The organism is Crocinitomix algicola (assembly GCF_001661595.2).
GTDB classification, from domain to species: Bacteria; Bacteroidota; Bacteroidia; order Flavobacteriales_D; family Crocinitomicaceae; genus Crocinitomix; species Crocinitomix algicola.
The window spans coordinates 18,207-36,220 of the sequence record NZ_LYPF02000012.1; the positions used below are offsets into that span (position 1 = coordinate 18,207).

Genomic DNA, 18,014 nt, shown 5'->3' on the forward strand with positions numbered 1-18,014 from the left:
TTGGAGCTTCTAGCTTCAAGAAAAAATCCTATTTTTAGCCTCAATAATTTTAGGGTTACCATTCTTAATTTTGGTAATCAATTAACAAGTTGAAACCAATCATTCATGAATTTAAAAGACCGAATTTTAAAGAAGTCAAACTTGTGGCACCTTGGGGCCATAATCTTATTTGTAATCATTTCGTGTGTATATTTCGCGCCTGCACTTAAAGGATATTCACTCAATCAAGCAGATATTGTTAACTTTAAAGGGATGTCACGTGAGGTGGCTGATTTTAGAGAGCACGATGATGTTCAAATTCAATGGACAAATGCAATGTTTAGCGGAATGCCAGCTACTCAAATTTCCATGGTTTATGAAGGTGCTTGGCTGGCTTCAACGGTGACGAAGTTTTTAAAACTAGGCTTGCCTTCCCCAATTTATTACATGTTTGTTTATTTGCTCGGTTTTTACGTGCTCGCCCTTAGTTTAAGAATTAAACCATTAATTGGAATGATTGGCTCCGTTGCTTTTGGTTTATCTTCCTACTTTATTGTAATTCTTGAGGCCGGCCATAATTCCAAAGCGGCAGCAATCGGGTTTGCTACTTTTATGTTGGCAGGATTTATAATGGCGTATCGATTTAAAAATTGGATTTTAGGTGTTGCCTTAGCCGCTGTTTTTATGGCAGTCGAACTAGCAGCGAATCACGTTCAAATCACCTATTACATGGCTTTTGTTATGGTGTTGTTTGGTATAGTGGAGTTAGTTAGACATATTAGAAAAGGTGAAACTGGTCGTTTTTTTAAGATTACTGGAGCATTAGTTGCGGGTTATGTTTTAGCCGCACTTGTAAATTATGGAAACCTTTTTGGAACAATCGATTATGCAAAACAAACGATTCGTGGTGGTACGGAGTTAACAATTACCCCAAATGGTGAATCTAATGAAAACGACGCTACTACAGGTTTGGATAGAAGCTATGTTACGAATTGGAGTTATGGGCATGGTGAAACTTTTACCTTACTTATTCCTAATTTTAAAGGAGGAGAAACTCAGCAAATAGCGAGTAATGAAGCCAATAAAGAGATATTAAAAGACATGCGTCGAGATATGGGGCAGATGGCTGGACAAGTTGCTCAGCAGAATCAATATTGGGGGAATCAACCTTTTACATCGGGTCCAGTTTATGTTGGAATCATTGTTATTTTCCTTGCTTTTTTAGGTCTAATTTATTCGAAAGAAAAGTACAAATGGGCAATATTATCTGTGGCCTTGCTGGCAATAGGATTGAGCTGGGGTAAAAATTATGTTTCGGCAATTATTCTGCTTCCAATATTATTGTATAACCTAAACTTGTTTTTAGATGAGAAAAAGCAGTTGATTTTCACGGGAATTAATACGTTATTCTTTTTTGCCGTGATGGGAATGGGAGAAGCCGGTCCGAGTTTAACAGATTTCTTTCTTGATACGGTGCCAGGGTATAATAAATTAAGAGCCGTTACTATTATTTTAGTTGTTGTGGAGTTATGTATTCCCTTGTTGGCAATTCTCTTTTTACAACGTTTGTTTAAAGCGAGAGAAGAAATTAAGAATAATCCAATAGGTGTTTATGTTATTAGTGGAGTTTTTCTATTGTTTTTACTGATTAATTTTATGGCTCCAGAATCGTTTAATACGTTCTTAAGCGATCAAGAAAATACTATGTTAGCAGGAATTGCCGATCCGAATCAACAAGGGATGTATCTCGAATTTTTTGGCTATTTAGAGGATGTTAGAATGGCAATCTTTAAGCAAGATGTTGGACGTTCTCTTGGATTTTTGGTAGTCGGAATAGCGGTTGTTATTGGTTTCATGCAGTTTGGGTTCAATAAGCTAATTGCAGGTGGAGCCTTACTTGTTTTTATTTTAATTGATTTAGTAAATGTTGACCATCGTTATTTGAATAATGAAAAAAGTGGTAAAAACTATAATCAATGGGTTGAAAATTATGAGAAAGCATACCCATTTTTGGCGACAGAAGGGGAGCAAACAATTCTTGCAATGGAAGTTCAAAGCAATCCAAAAATTCAAGTCGCTATAGACTCTGCTTTACAAACGTTAAACCAATCTTTTAAAGACAATAAGGAGATGTCGGCAAAAGAAAAAGCGGTGAAGCGAGATTATTTAACGTATCGAATGTTAAATAGAATGACAAACTTTAGGGTTTATGAACAAGGTAACCCATTTAATTCATCCTATGCCTCGTATTTCTTTAAATCTATCGGTGGTTATCATGGAGCAAAACTAGGACGTTATCAAGACTTAATTGATTTCCACATTTCTCAAGGTAATCAAGCGGTTTTAAATATGTTAAATACAAAATATATTTTACAACCCATTGCAGGACCAAATAACGGACGAGGTACGAAGTTAAGTCAGGTCAATAGCGGAGCGATGGGGAATGCATGGTTTACCAAAGAGACAAAAATTGTAGACAATGCCGACGAAGAAATTCTGGCAATGAATGCATTTGCTTCAACGAGATTAAGAAAGCTTGGAGAAGTTAAAATTTTTGTGGATGGAAATGAGGTTTCAAATACCGTATTAAAAGGTAGTGAATCTATATCAATTCAACTTCCAGGAGCAGTGGAGCCATACATATTGCAAAATGTGCCTTTTGAAGCGGTAAATCAACAAGCACTTGCTTTAATGTCTGATTCTACAGGACTGAATTGGATTTATGATTCTGCACCAGATTCTTTATTTAATAAATTATTGGTTCTTGAAGCTGATGGTGTAGCGGGTTGGAATCCTGCAAAAACTACCCTTGTTGATAAGAGATATGCTGATGGCCTTAAAAATAATTATTCAGCTAAAGGATCTATTGTTATGACATCATATCATCCTGATAGAATGGAGTATCAAGCTTCATCACCCGATGAACAACTCGCCGTATTTTCTGAAATTTTCTACGAAGATGGTTGGACAGCGTATATAAATGACCAAGAAGTTGATATTATCAGAGTTAATTATGCCTTACGTGGCTTAAAAATTCCTGCCGGAACTAATAATATTAGATTTGAATTTAAAATGAAGGCCTTTGAAGTGTCAAAAACTTATGCTATGATTGGTTCTTCACTATTGTTATTGCTGCTCATAATCGGCTTGTTCATAGAATCAAAACGTGAGGTTGAACTTGATGGCGAAGCTAGCGATGAAAGTAAATAATTCGAAGAAGAAAATTTTAATAATAACGTATTATTGGCCCCCAAGCGGTGGATCTGGAGTACAACGATGGGTTAAATTTGTTAAATATCTTGCTAAAAAAGGGTGGGAACCCATTGTTTATACGCCTGAAAATCCGGAATATCCTTCTATTGATGAGTCCATGCTTAAAGATGTTCCCACCAATTTAGAAGTCTTAAAGACTAAAATATGGGAGCCTTTTGATTTTTATAGAAAGTTTACCGGCAAAAAGAAAAATGAAAAAATCAATGCTGGGTTTTTAAATGAAGGAAAGAAAAAAAATGGACTTACTCAAATCTTATCTGTTTGGATTCGAGGGAATTTTTTTATTCCCGATGCACGTAAGTTCTGGATTAAACCATCCATTAAGTTCTTGAACGCATACTTAGAAAACAATGAAATAGACTATGTGGTGTCAACGGGACCACCACATAGCACACATCTAATTGCGCGTGGTATCAAAAAGAAAAACAATATTCCTTGGATAGCTGATTTTCGAGACCCTTGGACGAATATTGATTTTTATAAAGATTTGAAATTGACAAAATTGGCGGATAAAAAACATCACCGATTAGAATGCGCTGTTTTAAAAGAAGCTGACCTCACCATTACTATTGGTGAAACGATGAAAACAGAATTCGAAGCCCTTGGCGCCAAAAAAGTGATTTGTATTCCTAATGGTTTCGATAAGGAAGATTTGTCGGCAAAATCTATCGAGAAAGATGAGAAATTCAGTATAGCGCATATCGGTACGTTGAATCCTTCCAGAAATCCACAATTATTATGGGAATCGCTTTCTGAATTGGTTGCTGAAAATCAGTTGTTTGCAAGTAAGCTTTCGATTAAGTTGGTAGGGAAAGTCGATTTTATGGTGAAAGAAGCAATTAAAAAGGCTGGACTATTTCAATACTTAGAATTAATACCTTATTTGCCACATGATGAAGCCATTGATGAGCAGCAACGATCTCATGTTTTATTGTTACTTGTCAATAATACCCCAAACGCAAAAGGAATTTTAACCGGGAAAATTTTTGAGTATATGAGTTCAAGAACGCCAATAATTGGTATCGGTCCTGTTGATGGAGATGCAGCTAATATTCTGAATCAAACTAAATCTGGAATAATGGTTGATTACGAAGACAAAGAAGGCTTAAAAGATGGATTGAAGCTCATGTTTAATAATGGTTTTTCAACGGAGACGGCGGATATAAATTCATATTCTCGTGAATCATTGACTGAAAGACTAGTATCGGCGCTTGGAGAACTCTAGTTTTTATTTTGGATTCATTTAGAGTATCAGATAGTCTTATTCTTATATTTGTGGACTTACTTTTCCCATAATAAGCTTTTAGTATGATGAAATACATTAAACAACAATTTGCATTTAATTCTTCTAGAACGAGATTATACCAAGAAAATGAAGCTTTCGCCAAATTGATTCCAGCTGGTTCTTTGGTTTTAGATGCAGGAGCAGGTATTCAACCATATAGACATTTACTTGAACATACTAACTACGAAGCTGCTGATTTTGAAAAGGTTGATAAAGAATATGCTAAGTCAACTTATGTTTGTGATCTGAGAGATATTCCAACAGAAGATAGTCGATTTGATTTTATATTATTTAATCAAGTTATGGAACACCTACCCGAACCTGAGAAAGTTTTAAATGAATTGAATAGAGTGTTGAAACCAAATGGGAAAATGATTTATACTGGACCACTTTTCTATGAAGAGCATGAGATTCCTTACGATTTTTTTAGATATACCCAATACGGTTTAAATGAATTGTTTAAACGCACGAACTTTAATATTGAACGCCTTGATTGGATGGAAGGTTATTTTGGAACGGTGGGTTATCAATTGAATCGTATGGCTATGTATCTACCAACTAAACCAAAAGACATTGGTTCTGGTTTTTCTGGTTATTTATTAGCTCCATTGATGTTTATTACTAAAGTATGGTTCGGTCTACTTTCCATTGGGTTCCATAAAAGAGAAGTCAAGAAAAAATTTACAAAAAAAGGATATCCTAAGAACTATGTTGCAATTTTAGTAAAAAACTAATGCTTCAAGATTTCTAATTTTCCAGCCATGGATAGAGGAGTATCTAAATCAAATTCAACTTCAAATTCATAATATCCTGTGAATTTTGGCGTGAATTCAGTACTAAGAAAGTTTTTACTGGCCATTTTGATTTTTTGATCTTATCTATCTCTTTAGCATGTCGATATAAATTACCGCTCTTTTAGTATTTATTTCTGATAAATATACCGCTTATGGCCGATCGGCATGTCCAAGCACTGTGTCGGCTATGAAATAAATCATAAAAGGTAAAGGTACATCAGACAAATTATATTTAGATAAATTTTTACGAAACAAGCATATCGCGTCAAGTCATTTCGGTAAAGTAGGAATTAAACGATTATTAAAAATATGAATAGTAGTTTTTTCATCTTACCTGAATCCTATACTGTTGAACTCAAGAATGGGGTGCTTTTAATTAGGAGCTTATTTTGCCCAAAAAGTATGCGAAATCCATTTTTACTTCTGAATGGATTTTTGGGATGGTAGTTTTAAGTTGTGTTCGAATCGATTCTTGATTATCAAGGAAGGTGTTAAAACACTTTAAAGCAGACTGATTTGGTTCGTTATAATCAATTGAATATTCTGCTAAATCTAAATAATTATAACATTCTTTACCTTTTATTTCATAACTAATATTTAGCGCTGGGATACCTTTGGTTAGGGCTGTAATACACATGTGTAAACGCGTTCCAACAACCATTTGATATTCTTCTAACTTCTCATAAAACGCATGAAAATTATAATAATCACTCAGTACATTCGATTTTTTCTGATAGGAATGAGGTAATTCATTATAAATTTCTGTAGCAATAATTGCGTCATTTTTGTACGATTCGATACCTTGACATGTGGATAAAAAATCGACTGAATAACCGTTGTCTATTGCAGAAATCACCATTTCTTTAATCATACTTTTAAAAGCAGTAACGTCCCGATTGTCGTCTCGCCATTCACGAACTGAAAAAGCAATTTTCTTTTTATTTGGAATTGGTGTAGCCTCAAAACCTAATAAAAATGCGGCATCTTTCGTTAATTTATATTTCGACTTATTTATTTCTAAGCGCTCCATCGTATCCTTAGAAAATTGATCCCGAACTAAAATGAAGTCAATAGCATTCTTCATGAGGCTGGTAAATAGCAATGAATCCTGCTCATTCAAAGGCCCAACTGATTGTGAGTAAATGGCTGTTTTCTTGTTATTACGCTTGGCGATTTTAAAAATATTTAAACTACTTTTTATTGAATAATATGAATTGATATAACCACCTGGAGCACCTATTATTAAGTCAGCATTTCGATAAGCCTTATTGAATCGAAACGAAAAAGGGAGAATGTATTTTTTTAAAAACGGCAATTTACGGAATAAAAAACCTTGGCACAATTCCGGAAACAAAGGTAAATTTGGATAAGCTTGTTTGGCTTCTCGAATGTGGTATGCAGCAATTTTAACAGTGTATCCTTTTTCAATTAAGGCATAATACAATGATAAAAATAAAGCTACATCTCCATTATTAAGTGGTACAACGTTGTTTATAACAACATTTTTTATTTTTTTAATCTCTCCCATTATTGGTCTAGTTCCTCTCTTAGTATCACTCCAAATATAGAAATAAAAGGGAATCGTTTAAAGCATCGAATATCTTCCCTAAAAATTGATTAGTTTCGCATAGCCAGATTGAAATATTCATAGAAAAGGAATGGGTGCCAAAGAAAAAAAGAGGGAGAAAGTATTAATGACGTTTGTGCGTTACGCAACCTTTGCGAAAAGGGATGTTCAAATTTTGGAAAAGGAATTTGATGTGTCACTTTATCACTTTAATACAGAGAACAAATACCTCTTGCCATGGGCTTTTGTTAAACAGTTTTTTTATCTAATCTTCAATATTACTAAGTTTAAATCAATTGTAACTCAATCGTCGGGTTATTTATCATTTATTCCGGTAGTTCTTGGAAAATTGTTTAAAGTTCCAGTTATTATTATTGCAATAGGTACAGATTGTGCACGGCTTCCTGAAATTAACTATGGTTCGCATGACAAAAAAATAATTGCCTGGTTTACACGTTTTAGCTTTAAGCATGCAAGTCTAATATTACCGGTGCATCGTTCCTTAACCGAACGGCGATACTCATATATTAATGTAAGATACCCTGACCAAGGAATTCGAGCATTTTGTCCAAAAATCACGACTCCAATAGTTGAGATGGTGAATGGATATGATACCGAAAAATGGAAAATTACCAGAGATGTGAGAAAAGAAAATACATTTTTGACAGTTACTTTTGCGATTGATCGAGTTGGTTATTTTCGAAAGGGAATTGATACGATAATAACTGCGGCAAAGGCATTCCCGAATTATAGTTTTACCATAGTTGGTAAAGTAAGGTTGATTGAGGATTGCCCTAAAAACGTAACTTTAATCGACAATGTTCCTCAGGAAGAATTGTTGAAAATATATAATTCTCATACTTATTATCTTCAACTTTCAATGTTTGAAGGATTTCCAAATGCTTTGTGTGAGGCGATGCTTTGTGGATGTATACCAATAGGTAGTGATGTGGCAGCAATTCCCGACATAATTGAAGATAAAGGCTATATCCTTTCACGCAAGAATGATAATAATATCGTCGAACTTTTTGGGAATTTAAATAAGTCAATAAGTCCAGAGGAAGTTCGCGCAAGAATCAATGATAATTTTCCTTTATCAAGACGAACCAATGAGTTTTTAAACCATGTTAAAGAAATTTAATCAATGGGAATTATACAAAAGCAAGCTATTCGAACGACCGCGATAACAATTATTGGGATTGGGGTAGGGGTATTATCTAATATTTTAAAACCGCTATTATTGACCAAAGAGCAGGTTGGGGCAATTGGTCTTTTAGATACCACATCACAACTATTTGCATCAATATTCTGTCTTGGATTCCCTCAAATTTCTTTTCGAATGTTTCCATTATTCCGCAATGAAAAGAATGGACATTCTGGATATCTACTCTTCGGAATTTTTCTTTCGCTTGTAGGAATTGTATTTGCAGAATTAAGCTTTATAATGACCGAGTCATGGGTGTTAGGAGATGATGCCTCCACAGAAGCCGTTCAAATGATATCTCATTTCATAATACCAATTATCTTTTTTAGAATTCTCTTTAAGAATCTAGACATTTATATGAGTATGCTGATGAATTCGGTGATTGGATCATTACTTCAAGATTTTCTATTAAAATTCATCATATTAGTAGGCTTCTTAATTCTTTGGTTAGATTGGATTAATTATGATTACTTCGTTTACATCTATGTTACGGCATTTTCTTTGCCAGGTCTAATAATCGTAATATTTTCATTCGTTAAGACAGAACGAATCTCTCTTCCGAGCAAGTCTATGTTTCGAGAGAAGAGAAAGAAAGAAATGTTACGCTATGGCTCATATGGTATTTTTGCTTCTTTAGCGAGTATTTTGGTGATTTCGATTGATCAGTTAATGATAAATAAAATGATTGGAACTGAGGCGAGTGGGGAATACATCATTATGTATTTTGCGGGGTCCCTAGTAGGAATTCCATCAAGAGGTGTAAAAAGAATTTCTTATCCTATACTGGCAGAATCGTGGAAAAAAAACGATTTCAACAATATTTTAAGTGTATATCGAAAGAGTGTCCAAACCCACACCGTTGTTGGGGTATATTTATTTATAATGGGATGGGCCTTAATTTTACCAGCTTTATCTCTTCACCCAAAATACATGGCCTACGCTAGCGGTATTTATGTGTACTTTTTTATTGGTTTAGCCCAACTTATTGATATGATGTCAGGAGTAAATGCAGAGATTTTAGCAACGTCTGAAAAGTATAAACTTAACGTTTATTTTAACTTAGGGTTAGCTGGTCTTTTAGTTGTTTTTAATTTGATTTTCATAGGTCAATGGGGGATCGAGGGAGCCGCAGGAGCTTCTGCATTAGCTATGTTTATAATTAATGCTGTAAGGTGGTTCTACCTTTATAAACAATTTAATCTACAACCGTTTACAACTGATTTTGTAAAAGTGCTGGTTATTGGAGCAACGCTTCTCATACTCCTTGAGGTAATCCCCCTTAGTTTGTCACCAATTTTAACAATATTAATTTACTTGCTTGTTTTAACAGGAGTGTATTGGGGATTAATTCTCGCATTCAATTTGTCCGAAGATATTAAAACCTGGCTCCTTAAAATGGTAAGGAAATTGAAGTGATTTTTATTTTTTCTTCTTCTTTTTCTTCTTTGAATTTTCTTCTTCAAGTTCCTCTTCTTTAGGGATTTCAGCTCCTTTTTCCGCGTTCGCTGCTGCTTCAGCTTCTTTCGCCTTTTTTATTTCGGCAATTCTTTCTGGAGACATTACTTCACCACCAAATTCATCATAGTACATTTCATATGTACGCTCTGATTTATCATAAGTAGCTTTATATTTAATGGTGTTTTTTTCATTGTCGTAGAACTCTTCGAATTGACCATGCCTTCTGTCTTTCTTGTAATTTTCTATGGTCCACATTCTGCCTGTTGCATAAAAACGCTTAAATGTTCCTTCACGCGACCCCATGTCATGGTTTTCAGTATAAAATAATTCACCATTTTGGTAATAATAAGCAGACGGCCCATCTTTGAGTCCTTTCACATATTGTTGTTCTGATTCAACTCGACCATCTTTAAAATAAGTGATGTATTTTCCATCCCATTGCCCATTTTTATAGTCAATCTCTTTTTTTAATGTTTGATTTTGGTAGTATTCCTGTTTTTTACCATGAAGTTGATTGTTTTTATACACCTCAATTTTCCAAATGGTCGAATCCGGAAAATAATAACGATGCTCACCTTGCGCCAAGCCCATTTCATACTTTTTTTCCCATTTTAAACTCCCATCTTCCCGATAGTATTTCCATGTTCCATCCTCTTTCCCCATTCCCTCTGTGTCATGGCTTGTGATTAGATTGATTTTACCATTTTCATAATAAACGGTGTCTTGGCCATATAAACGTCCGTTCATATAGTTTAAATGCATTTTTAAATAACCATTTTGATAACAAACTTTACATTCTCCAGTAAATGGTTTTCCAGACTTTCCATGCATTATAACTTCAACCTCACGTCCATCAACATTGAAAAACTCTGAATAAACAAATCCGCTACAGTCCTTTACCATCATTAATTCGCGACATTGTGGTGCAGCAGGTTTAGCCTGTACATTATTATCATTGATTTCATGCCGTAATTGAGAAAATCCTATGAAACCAATTGATATTAATAAGAAAGAGAAAAGACACTTCATTTGAATCTAATATTTAAAGTTTGAACAGTTTAAATATAGTCAAATATTATGCCTTAATAATAAAATATTGAATTAACGATCGAGTAATATTTTCTCAGAACCAATAATTTCATTGAAAGAATTTACAATATTAAAAATGTACATTCCATTAGCAATATTAATATCTTTGAGATTAATTTCAACGAGCGATGTTGTTGCTTTTTCAACGTGAATCAACCTTCCTAATGGGTCAATTATTTGAATGTTATAGTCAACAATATCTTTTTCATTTGTGCTTAATTGGACATTTAAAATATCATTAACCGGATTAGGGAATATCGAAATAAGCTTGTCTTCACGCTCACTTTCAATTTCCATATTTTGGCTATTGGGTCTCTCATTGCAAATTGATGCGATTTCTTCAGCAGTTAATGCGTCACTATAAATACGTAAATCGTCAAGTTTTCCCGTAAAGTTTCTCCAATCATAACGACCAATTTTAGAGTCTTCACCTAAATAGGACATTGATGCTGCTGTCCCAGAATATGATCCTGGATCGAGTACGCAATTAATATAAAGATCGATATCGTTTAGTCCATTAAATACACCAACTACATGATGCCATTCACCAATGGAAAGTGGGTCTGTCGATTTTTTACTCACTCGAGCTCCAACACCAAATCCAGCACCATTTCCGTATGCCGCTACAACTTGTCCTGATGCAGCCATATTTATCCAATAACCACTATAAGTTAAATCGTTAGCGTCCGATTTAAATAACATTTGGATATCATCTGCCTCTATATTTCTATAGAACCAAATGGATACGGAGAATGGGAATTCAAGATCCAACAAAGGTGAATATGGTATTGTAACCACGTCATCAATACCATCAAAGTCCATAGCTGAATTTGTATTTCCCCCTCGGTCTTCAGTTAGTATTGGACCAGAAGCGGTTCCATTTAATGAGTTTCCACTAGCATCATTAGCATTTCCGTTAAAAGGAATATAAAGCAAAAGATTATCTGTAGGAATTTGACTATGTCCAACTACAAAATAAGAAAAAAGTGCAATAAAAAAAGATGTTTTCATATGTCGATTTTTTAATCCCATTTTTGCTCACACTTGAATTATTTATTTAGGACAAATTTTTGTGCTTTCTGAACGTAACTGTTCCCATCCAAAATTTGGAAATAATAGGTTCCGTTTGAGAGACCTAAAGATAATAAATCCACAAAGTGCTTTTCATGAATAATTTTATTGTTGTAAACCTCACGACCTAATTCATCAATAATTGTAAAAGTATAATCTTCTAAATAGGAATAATTTTCTCCAAACTCAATCGTAAGAATGTCACTTGTTGGATTCGGGTAAAGTTTTATTGGAATAGTTTCTAGTTGAGATTCATTTATGCCCGTCATTTGGACGTAGACAGTATCATAATAGGTAATAGTATCAACATGGACAATTGTATCATAATAGATTTGAATGTCATAATAAGTCAATGTATCGTAATGAATAAGTGTATCCACATAAGTGATTGTGTCATGATATGTCACTGTATCAATTTTATAAATAGTTTCTACACAAGGCTCTTCTTCACAGAAAGTTAATACCTCTTCAGGTGTGATTGCATCACTATAAACTCTAATATTATCAATTTCACCCTCAAAAATTCGCCAGTCGTATCTACCGATGGAAGAGTTTTCTCCTAAATAGGCCATATTATTTGCTCCTCCTGAATATGACCCAGGGTCTAGAACACAATCAATATAGAGATCGATATCAATAAGACCATGATAAACAGCTAGAACGTGATGCCACTCTCCATTAGCAGGAGCATCGGTCGATTTTTTACTTATTCTATGACCAGCTCCAAACCCATCACCATCACCATAAGCAGCGACAACTTGACCCGTCGCAGCCATGTTTATCCAAAAACCACTGTATGTATGATCATTGGCATCTGATTTAAACAACATTTCAATTCCATCTGGTGTCTCTTCTCGATAATACCAAAGTGAGACAGTAAATGGAAACTCAACATTCATCAATGGATCTTCGGGAATTGAAATGTAATCAGATATTCCATCAAATGAATAGGCTTTGTCTTCCAGTCCAAAACGATCTTCAGTAAGTTCAGCACCTTCAACAATTCCATTTAATTCATTACCGCTTTCATCATCAGCAGATCCTTCGAATGGTAAATACAGAATAAGATTGTCAGTTGGAATTTGAGAATTACTCGAAATAGCAATAAATACAATAGCTAGGGTGAATAGCGTTTTCATAAATTTGAGTTTTGAAAACGCAATGTACTAATTTTAAATCAAATGCGCTTCTAATACATCCCGCATTTTTTTTGATATTTTAGTCGTTTGGTTTAAATTATAATCAAAAGATACAATTACCGATTCTCCAGCTGCTTTTATACGACCTGCGTGATCTATTACTTTATAGGTTAAAGTGAAACTAGTGTTACCAATATGACTGCACCCTACTTCCACTTTAATTTCATCTTCAATGAAAATGGGGATATGATATTCAATTACATTTTTTTTAACTATTAATCCGTCTTTTTTATAATTCCATTTTTTACCTAGGGTAGTTGTAAAAAATCCAACTCTTCCGACTTCAAAATAGTTGAGATACATGGCATTATGTACATGGCCGCCCATGTCAAAATCACTAAATCTTAATTGTACTGGTGTGGTAATCATTGATTGTCTAGTTTTTCGTAAATTGAATTGTTGCTTACGTATTCGGGAACTATATCCTTCATCAATTTGACGATTTGAATATTATTTTGACTGTCAAATAGCTGCGTGAGTTCATTAATTTTTTCTGATACTTCATTAAAATCATAATTTCGTACGCGTGCAATCAAAATTTGAGGATGATGAGTTTCCTGTGTGTTTTCTTCGTTTGTTAAAAGTTCTTCGTATAATTTTTCACCTGGTCGAAGTCCTGTAATTTTAATTTCAATATCTTTTCCGAGTTCTAATCCACTCAATTTAATCATTTTTTTTGCGAGGTCATAAATGCAAACAGATTCGCCCATATCAAAGACGAAAATTTCTCCACCATTTCCCATAGATTCGGCCTCGAGAACTAATTGACAGGCCTCAGGAATTGTCATAAAAAAACGCGTAATTCTTTTGTCAGTAACCGTTACAGGACCTCCGTTTGCAATTTGTTTTTTGAATAAAGGAATTACAGAACCGTTCGAACCTAATACATTACCAAATCGTGTAGTAATGAATTTTGTTTTATTTAACTGGTTGGCAGATTGCGCATAAATTTCCGCAATTCGTTTAGAGCAACCCATGACATTTGTTGGGTTCACAGCCTTATCTGTTGATATTAATACAAATTTTTCAACTTCATATTCTAAAGCTAAATCAACTAAGTTTTTACTCCCTAGAACATTCGTTATAATGGCCTCAGAAGGATTGTTTTCCATTAAAGGAACATGTTTATAGGCAGCAGCGTGAAAAACAAGGTCGGGTTGTAAGGTCTTAAAAACATTTCTCAATCGTTCAACGTTTCTAATGTCCGCAATTACAGATTCAGTCATTTCTAAAAGTCCTTTCTCTTTTAGCTCCATTTCCAATTCGTAAAGCGGTGATTCAGCTTGATCCAAAATGATAATCTTTTCCGGCGTATAAGCTGTTAGTTGTCGGACAATTTCAGATCCAATACTACCTGCTGCACCGGTAACTAATATTGTTTTATAGTTATATTCATTCGCTAATCGATCGGGTGCTAGTTCAATTGAATCACGTCCCAATAAGTCTTCAATATGAACTTTTTTTATTTGATTTAATGTAAATTCACCATTAATCCATTTTGTCGGAGAAGGTACATTTAGAACTTCAACATCATTGGCTAAACAAATATCAATTACCGCTCTTTTTTTACTTTTATCGGGATTTTTAATGGCGACAATTAATTTTTTTGCATTAGACTTTTTTATAAAATCATCCAATTGAGAGCTGTGAATAATTTTTATACCTTCAAGTGTTTTTGCCGCTTTCTTTTTGTTATCATCTACAAAACAAATTACACGACCGGCAAGGTTCGCTTCTTTTTCAATAGTATGTTTTGTAATTACGCCATAAATTCCTGATCCATAAATAATGGTTGGAACTAAGTCTTTCTCTTTTTTTAGGTCTTCCGTATACATGAGCTTAACTATGAATCGAAAAACGAGAAGAAAGAACGTACATACAAAGAACTCAACCATAATAATCGAGCTAGGAAAGAGATAGTGACTATCCCACCACTCATGTTTAATAAACGAGATGATGACAATGACGATCGTTCCGAATGTCACGGACAAGGCTATTTTTTTGATGTCCTCTGCGCTCGTGTGTCGTATGATACCTTTGTAGGATCTAAAAAGGAAAAAAGAAGCTCCTCGAATTAGGAGGTAGATGGGCAAGCCTTTTTTAAAAATATCAAATTCTTGATCAAAGGGTAGGTCAGTTGAATCGAATCGAATAAAATAGGCAACCAATAAAGCGATTACACAAATAGTAAGGTCAAGTAAAAAGATGACCCAGCGAGGCATATTTTGTTTAGGTAGTAATATCACAAATGTACGCTTAAACGTTACTAGCTTTAAATACGATAAAATCCATAAAAAGATTGGATATCCTTAATTTTTAGGAGAAAATTAAAGCGTTTTTAAGGTATCAATTGTCTTTTTAGGATCTGATGATTTGAATACAAAACTACCCGCGACAAGAGCGTCAGCACCCGCATCAACTAATAGTTTCCCAGTTTCATCATTTACGCCTCCATCAATTTCAATAAGTGTATTTGCATTTTTACGAACGATTAAATCTTTTAATTTACGCGTTTTTTCAACCGCTTCTGTTATAAACTTTTGCCCTCCAAACCCAGGGTTTACTGACATAATTAAAACCAAGTCTAAATCTTGAATGATATCTTCAAGTAAATGTACCGGGGTATGTGGATTTAAAGCAACTCCTGCTTTCATTCCTTCTGCTTTAATAGCTTGTATAGTTCTGTGTAAATGTGTACAAGCTTCATAATGCACTGTTAAAAATGCTGCCCCAGCGTCTTTAAACGCTTTTATATATTGATCAGGATTATTAATCATTAAATGAACATCCAAAGGCTTTTGAGCATGTTTCGCAACAGCTTTTACAGAGGGTAAACCAAATGAAATATTTGGAACAAAATTACCATCCATCACATCAACGTGAAACCAATCGGCATTTGACGAATTTATCATTTCGACTTCAGATTGTAAGTTGGCAAAATCGCTCGCCAAAAGAGAAGGGGATACAATGGTCATAATTATTATTTAAGGTATTTAATGATTTGTTCAGCCAATTCTAAGCCAATTCTATCTTGTGCTTCAACAGTCGCTGCACCTATATGTGGCGTTGAAGCAATTTTGTTATGTTTTAATAAAACTGAATTTGGAGTAGGTTCATTTTCAAAGACATCCAACGCGGCTCCTGCAATTTGGCCAGAATCTAACCCTTTAAGTAATGCGTTTTCATCGATAACACCACCTCGCGCAGCATTCACTACTATTACACCTGGTTTCATTCTTGAAATTAAGTCTTCATCGATGACAGCTGCTCCATTTTTTTGTTTGGGTATATGTACTGAAATATAATCCAGTTCACCAATAACTTCAATAAGGTTGTTTAATGGCGTTAATTTTGCTTTTAGTGTCCCAACACCATAAATGTTAACGGGTACTTCAACCGTATTTGACTGTACATCCACTGGAATTACTTTCATTCCTATACCAAGGGCATAAGAAGCTAGCGATTGGCCAATTCTTCCAAATCCTACAATTCCAATCGTTTTTCCTCTTAATTCTTGCCCTTTACTGTAGGCCTTTTTTAGTGATTTAAAATTTGTACTTCCTTCATCTGGCATATTTCTGTGTGCATCGTACAATGATCGCGACAAAGAGAAAAGTTCACCCATTACTAGTTCAGCAACAGATTGAGATGAAGCTGCAGGAGTGTTAATTACATGAATATTTTTTGATCTTGCATATTCTACGTCGATATTATCCATCCCCACACCACCACGTCCAATTAACTTAAGCCCAGGGCAAGCATCGATTAAATCTTGTCTCACTTTGGTTGCACTGCGAACTAAAAGGGCAGAATAGTTTTCTGAGTTTATCGCAGAAACCAGTTGATCTTGAGGAACATTTACGGTTGAAACTTCAAAACCAGCATCATTCAATTTTTTAATTGCAGCATCTGCAATTCCATCATTTGCTAAGATCTTCATATTTTTATTTAAAGTTATGCATCACATCAACAAGTCTTTCAACTGCGTCAATAGTTAAAGCATTATACATTGACGCACGATATCCACCGACACTGCGATGTCCTTTTAAACCTACAATATTTGCAGATTTCCAAGCATTATCAAATGCTTCAGCGTCTTTATCATCTTTCAAAGTAAACGTCACATTCATCGTTGAGCGATCGTTCTTGTTGGCCGTTCCTTCAAAACTTGGATTATTGTCTATTTCCGAATAGAGTAGTGCCGCCTTTTTATTGTTTAGTTTCTCAATTTCTTTAATGCCTCCATTTTGCTTTAAATATCTCAAGTTTAACATTGCAGTATAAATAGCAAAAACCGGTGGAGTGTTAAACATAGAATCTTTTTTAGCATGGGTTTCTAAATCTAAATAGGTCGGAATAGATTTAAAGGAAGATTTCCCCAAGGCTGTATTTTTAACAATATATAAGGTTGATCCAGCAGGTCCAATATTTTTTTGAGCTCCCGCATATATTAAGTCAAACTTTGAAACGTCAATCTCTTTCGAAAAAATATCAGAAGACATATCGCATACTAATGGACAACTTACACTTGGAAACTCTTTAAACTGTGTCCCATAAATGGTGTTGTTTGATGTGAAATGTAAATAATCGACTTTTTCAACTAAATTAAAATCAGGGATATAGTTAAAGTTTTTTTCTTTTGAACTCGCTAAAACTACTGTATCTAGACCTAACTTCTCACTTTCAATAATCGCTTTAGACGCCCATGCTCCAGTATTAATATATCCAGCTTTTTTATGCTCCCTAGCCATGTTCATAGCCGAAATTAAAAAACCTAAACTTGCACCACCTTGTAAGAATAAGATTGTATAGTCTTCTGGAACGTTCAGCAATTCACGTACTAATTGACGTGCTTCCTCCATAACAGCAACAAATTCAGGACTGCGATGCGATATTTCTAAAATCGATAATCCATTAAAATCTACAACTGCTTTTGAAGCTTCTTCAAAAACTGCCTCCGGTAGTATACATGGTCCAGCACCAAAATTTAGTTTCTTCATAAGGTTAAATATAAGTTTCCTTTTCTACAAAGTTCTATTTTTTTATGTAAAGACAGCATTAAGTTTATGGTTAATCTTTCACGCTTTTTCAACAA

At 34.4% G+C, this 18,014-nt stretch carries 15 protein-coding genes; 5 read left to right on the top strand and 10 right to left on the bottom strand.

Features of this window, described 5'->3' with window-relative positions:
* Positions 1 to 105 precede the first annotated feature (105 nt).
* The 3 genes from A8143_RS06865 to A8143_RS06875 all read left to right on the top strand — a co-directional run bounded on the left by A8143_RS06865 (position 106) and on the right by A8143_RS06875 (position 5,271).
* On the top strand, positions 106 to 3,189 hold the full coding sequence (locus tag A8143_RS06865) for a YfhO family protein (protein ID WP_066757541.1): 3,084 nt from the start codon (positions 106 to 108) through the stop codon (positions 3,187 to 3,189).
* Positions 3,146 to 4,477 carry a glycosyltransferase family 4 protein gene (locus A8143_RS06870; protein WP_245676484.1) on the top strand — a complete coding sequence of 444 codons (1,332 nt, stop codon included), beginning with the start codon at positions 3,146 to 3,148 and terminating at the stop codon, positions 4,475 to 4,477. Before A8143_RS06865 ends, A8143_RS06870 begins: the two co-directional genes overlap by 44 nt.
* Before the next feature lie 83 nt (positions 4,478 to 4,560).
* Positions 4,561 to 5,271 carry a class I SAM-dependent methyltransferase gene (locus tag A8143_RS06875; RefSeq protein WP_217494791.1) on the top strand — a complete coding sequence of 237 codons (711 nt, stop codon included), beginning with the start codon at positions 4,561 to 4,563 and terminating at the stop codon, positions 5,269 to 5,271.
* On the opposite strand, the gene A8143_RS17295 is transcribed toward A8143_RS06875, so the two are convergent.
* Both A8143_RS17295 and A8143_RS06880 read right to left on the bottom strand, forming a co-directional pair.
* A complete protein-coding gene (locus A8143_RS17295; protein ID WP_262485617.1) occupies positions 5,268 to 5,396 on the bottom strand; it encodes a hypothetical protein in 129 nt (42 codons plus the stop codon). The genes A8143_RS06875 and A8143_RS17295 overlap by 4 nt on opposite strands.
* A gap of 311 nt (positions 5,397 to 5,707) precedes the next feature.
* Positions 5,708 to 6,859 (bottom strand): polysaccharide pyruvyl transferase family protein, encoded by a 1,152-nt coding sequence (locus A8143_RS06880; RefSeq protein WP_066757550.1) that lies wholly within the window; start codon positions 6,857 to 6,859, stop codon positions 5,708 to 5,710.
* Positions 6,860 to 6,989: 130 nt separating this feature from the next.
* Between A8143_RS06880 and A8143_RS06885 the strand changes: the two genes are divergently transcribed.
* Positions 6,990 to 8,039, top strand: coding sequence for a glycosyltransferase family 4 protein (locus tag A8143_RS06885; RefSeq protein WP_083261262.1), 1,050 nt, complete (start codon positions 6,990 to 6,992; stop codon positions 8,037 to 8,039).
* Between the two features lie 3 nt (positions 8,040 to 8,042).
* A complete protein-coding gene (locus tag A8143_RS06890; protein WP_066757553.1) occupies positions 8,043 to 9,518 on the top strand; it encodes an oligosaccharide flippase family protein in 1,476 nt (491 codons plus the stop codon).
* Positions 9,519 to 9,521: 3 nt separating this feature from the next.
* Here the strand turns inward: A8143_RS06890 and A8143_RS06895 are convergent, their stop codons facing one another.
* The 8 genes from A8143_RS06895 to serC all read right to left on the bottom strand — a co-directional run bounded on the left by A8143_RS06895 (position 9,522) and on the right by serC (position 17,919).
* Positions 9,522 to 10,589 carry a toxin-antitoxin system YwqK family antitoxin gene (locus tag A8143_RS06895; protein ID WP_066757556.1) on the bottom strand — a complete coding sequence of 356 codons (1,068 nt, stop codon included), beginning with the start codon at positions 10,587 to 10,589 and terminating at the stop codon, positions 9,522 to 9,524.
* Positions 10,590 to 10,661: 72 nt separating this feature from the next.
* Positions 10,662 to 11,660, bottom strand: coding sequence for a LamG-like jellyroll fold domain-containing protein (locus A8143_RS06900; protein ID WP_175437502.1), 999 nt, complete (start codon positions 11,658 to 11,660; stop codon positions 10,662 to 10,664).
* Between the two features lie 38 nt (positions 11,661 to 11,698).
* Positions 11,699 to 12,859, bottom strand: a complete 1,161-nt coding sequence (locus A8143_RS06905) for a LamG-like jellyroll fold domain-containing protein (protein WP_066757561.1) — start codon at positions 12,857 to 12,859, stop codon at positions 11,699 to 11,701.
* 33 nt (positions 12,860 to 12,892) lie between these two features.
* Positions 12,893 to 13,288 carry an acyl-CoA thioesterase gene (locus tag A8143_RS06910; RefSeq protein ID WP_066757564.1) on the bottom strand — a complete coding sequence of 132 codons (396 nt, stop codon included), beginning with the start codon at positions 13,286 to 13,288 and terminating at the stop codon, positions 12,893 to 12,895.
* On the bottom strand, positions 13,285 to 15,141 hold the full coding sequence (locus A8143_RS06915; protein ID WP_066757567.1) for a polysaccharide biosynthesis protein: 1,857 nt from the start codon (positions 15,139 to 15,141) through the stop codon (positions 13,285 to 13,287). Before A8143_RS06915 ends, A8143_RS06910 begins: the two co-directional genes overlap by 4 nt.
* A 105-nt stretch (positions 15,142 to 15,246) precedes the next feature.
* Positions 15,247 to 15,894 (bottom strand): ribulose-phosphate 3-epimerase, encoded by a 648-nt coding sequence (gene rpe / locus A8143_RS06920; RefSeq protein WP_066757570.1) that lies wholly within the window; start codon positions 15,892 to 15,894, stop codon positions 15,247 to 15,249.
* A gap of 5 nt (positions 15,895 to 15,899) precedes the next feature.
* The gene (locus A8143_RS06925) at positions 15,900 to 16,859 is read right to left on the bottom strand and encodes a D-2-hydroxyacid dehydrogenase (RefSeq protein ID WP_066757572.1); all 960 of its coding nucleotides are present in this window, start codon (positions 16,857 to 16,859) and stop codon (positions 15,900 to 15,902) included.
* 4 nt (positions 16,860 to 16,863) lie between these two features.
* Positions 16,864 to 17,919: a 3-phosphoserine/phosphohydroxythreonine transaminase gene (gene serC, locus A8143_RS06930; RefSeq protein ID WP_066757575.1), complete on the bottom strand. Its 1,056-nt coding sequence runs from the start codon at positions 17,917 to 17,919 to the stop codon at positions 16,864 to 16,866.
* Positions 17,920 to 18,014: the final 95 nt, after the last annotated feature.

Excerpts from the sequence above, each read along its gene's own strand:
- A8143_RS17295 (WP_262485617.1), bottom strand. The coding sequence starts at position 5,396 with ATGGCCAGTAAAAACTTTCTTAGTACTGAATTCACGCCAAAATTCACA.
- A8143_RS06890 (WP_066757553.1), top strand. The coding sequence starts at position 8,043 with ATGGGAATTATACAAAAGCAAGCTATTCGAACGACCGCGATAACAATT.
- A8143_RS06885 (WP_083261262.1), top strand. The coding sequence starts at position 6,990 with ATGGGTGCCAAAGAAAAAAAGAGGGAGAAAGTATTAATGACGTTTGTG.
- rpe (WP_066757570.1), bottom strand. The coding sequence starts at position 15,894 with ATGACCATTGTATCCCCTTCTCTTTTGGCGAGCGATTTTGCCAACTTA.
- A8143_RS06875 (WP_217494791.1), top strand. The coding sequence starts at position 4,561 with ATGATGAAATACATTAAACAACAATTTGCATTTAATTCTTCTAGAACG.
- A8143_RS06865 (WP_066757541.1), top strand. The coding sequence starts at position 106 with ATGAATTTAAAAGACCGAATTTTAAAGAAGTCAAACTTGTGGCACCTT.
- A8143_RS06910 (WP_066757564.1), bottom strand. The coding sequence starts at position 13,288 with ATGATTACCACACCAGTACAATTAAGATTTAGTGATTTTGACATGGGC.
- A8143_RS06880 (WP_066757550.1), bottom strand. The coding sequence starts at position 6,859 with ATGGGAGAGATTAAAAAAATAAAAAATGTTGTTATAAACAACGTTGTA.
- A8143_RS06900 (WP_175437502.1), bottom strand. The coding sequence starts at position 11,660 with ATGAAAACATCTTTTTTTATTGCACTTTTTTCTTATTTTGTAGTTGGA.
- A8143_RS06905 (WP_066757561.1), bottom strand. The coding sequence starts at position 12,859 with ATGAAAACGCTATTCACCCTAGCTATTGTATTTATTGCTATTTCGAGT.
- A8143_RS06895 (WP_066757556.1), bottom strand. The coding sequence starts at position 10,589 with ATGAAGTGTCTTTTCTCTTTCTTATTAATATCAATTGGTTTCATAGGA.
- A8143_RS06925 (WP_066757572.1), bottom strand. The coding sequence starts at position 16,859 with ATGAAGATCTTAGCAAATGATGGAATTGCAGATGCTGCAATTAAAAAA.
- A8143_RS06915 (WP_066757567.1), bottom strand. The coding sequence starts at position 15,141 with ATGCCTCGCTGGGTCATCTTTTTACTTGACCTTACTATTTGTGTAATC.
- serC (WP_066757575.1), bottom strand. The coding sequence starts at position 17,919 with ATGAAGAAACTAAATTTTGGTGCTGGACCATGTATACTACCGGAGGCA.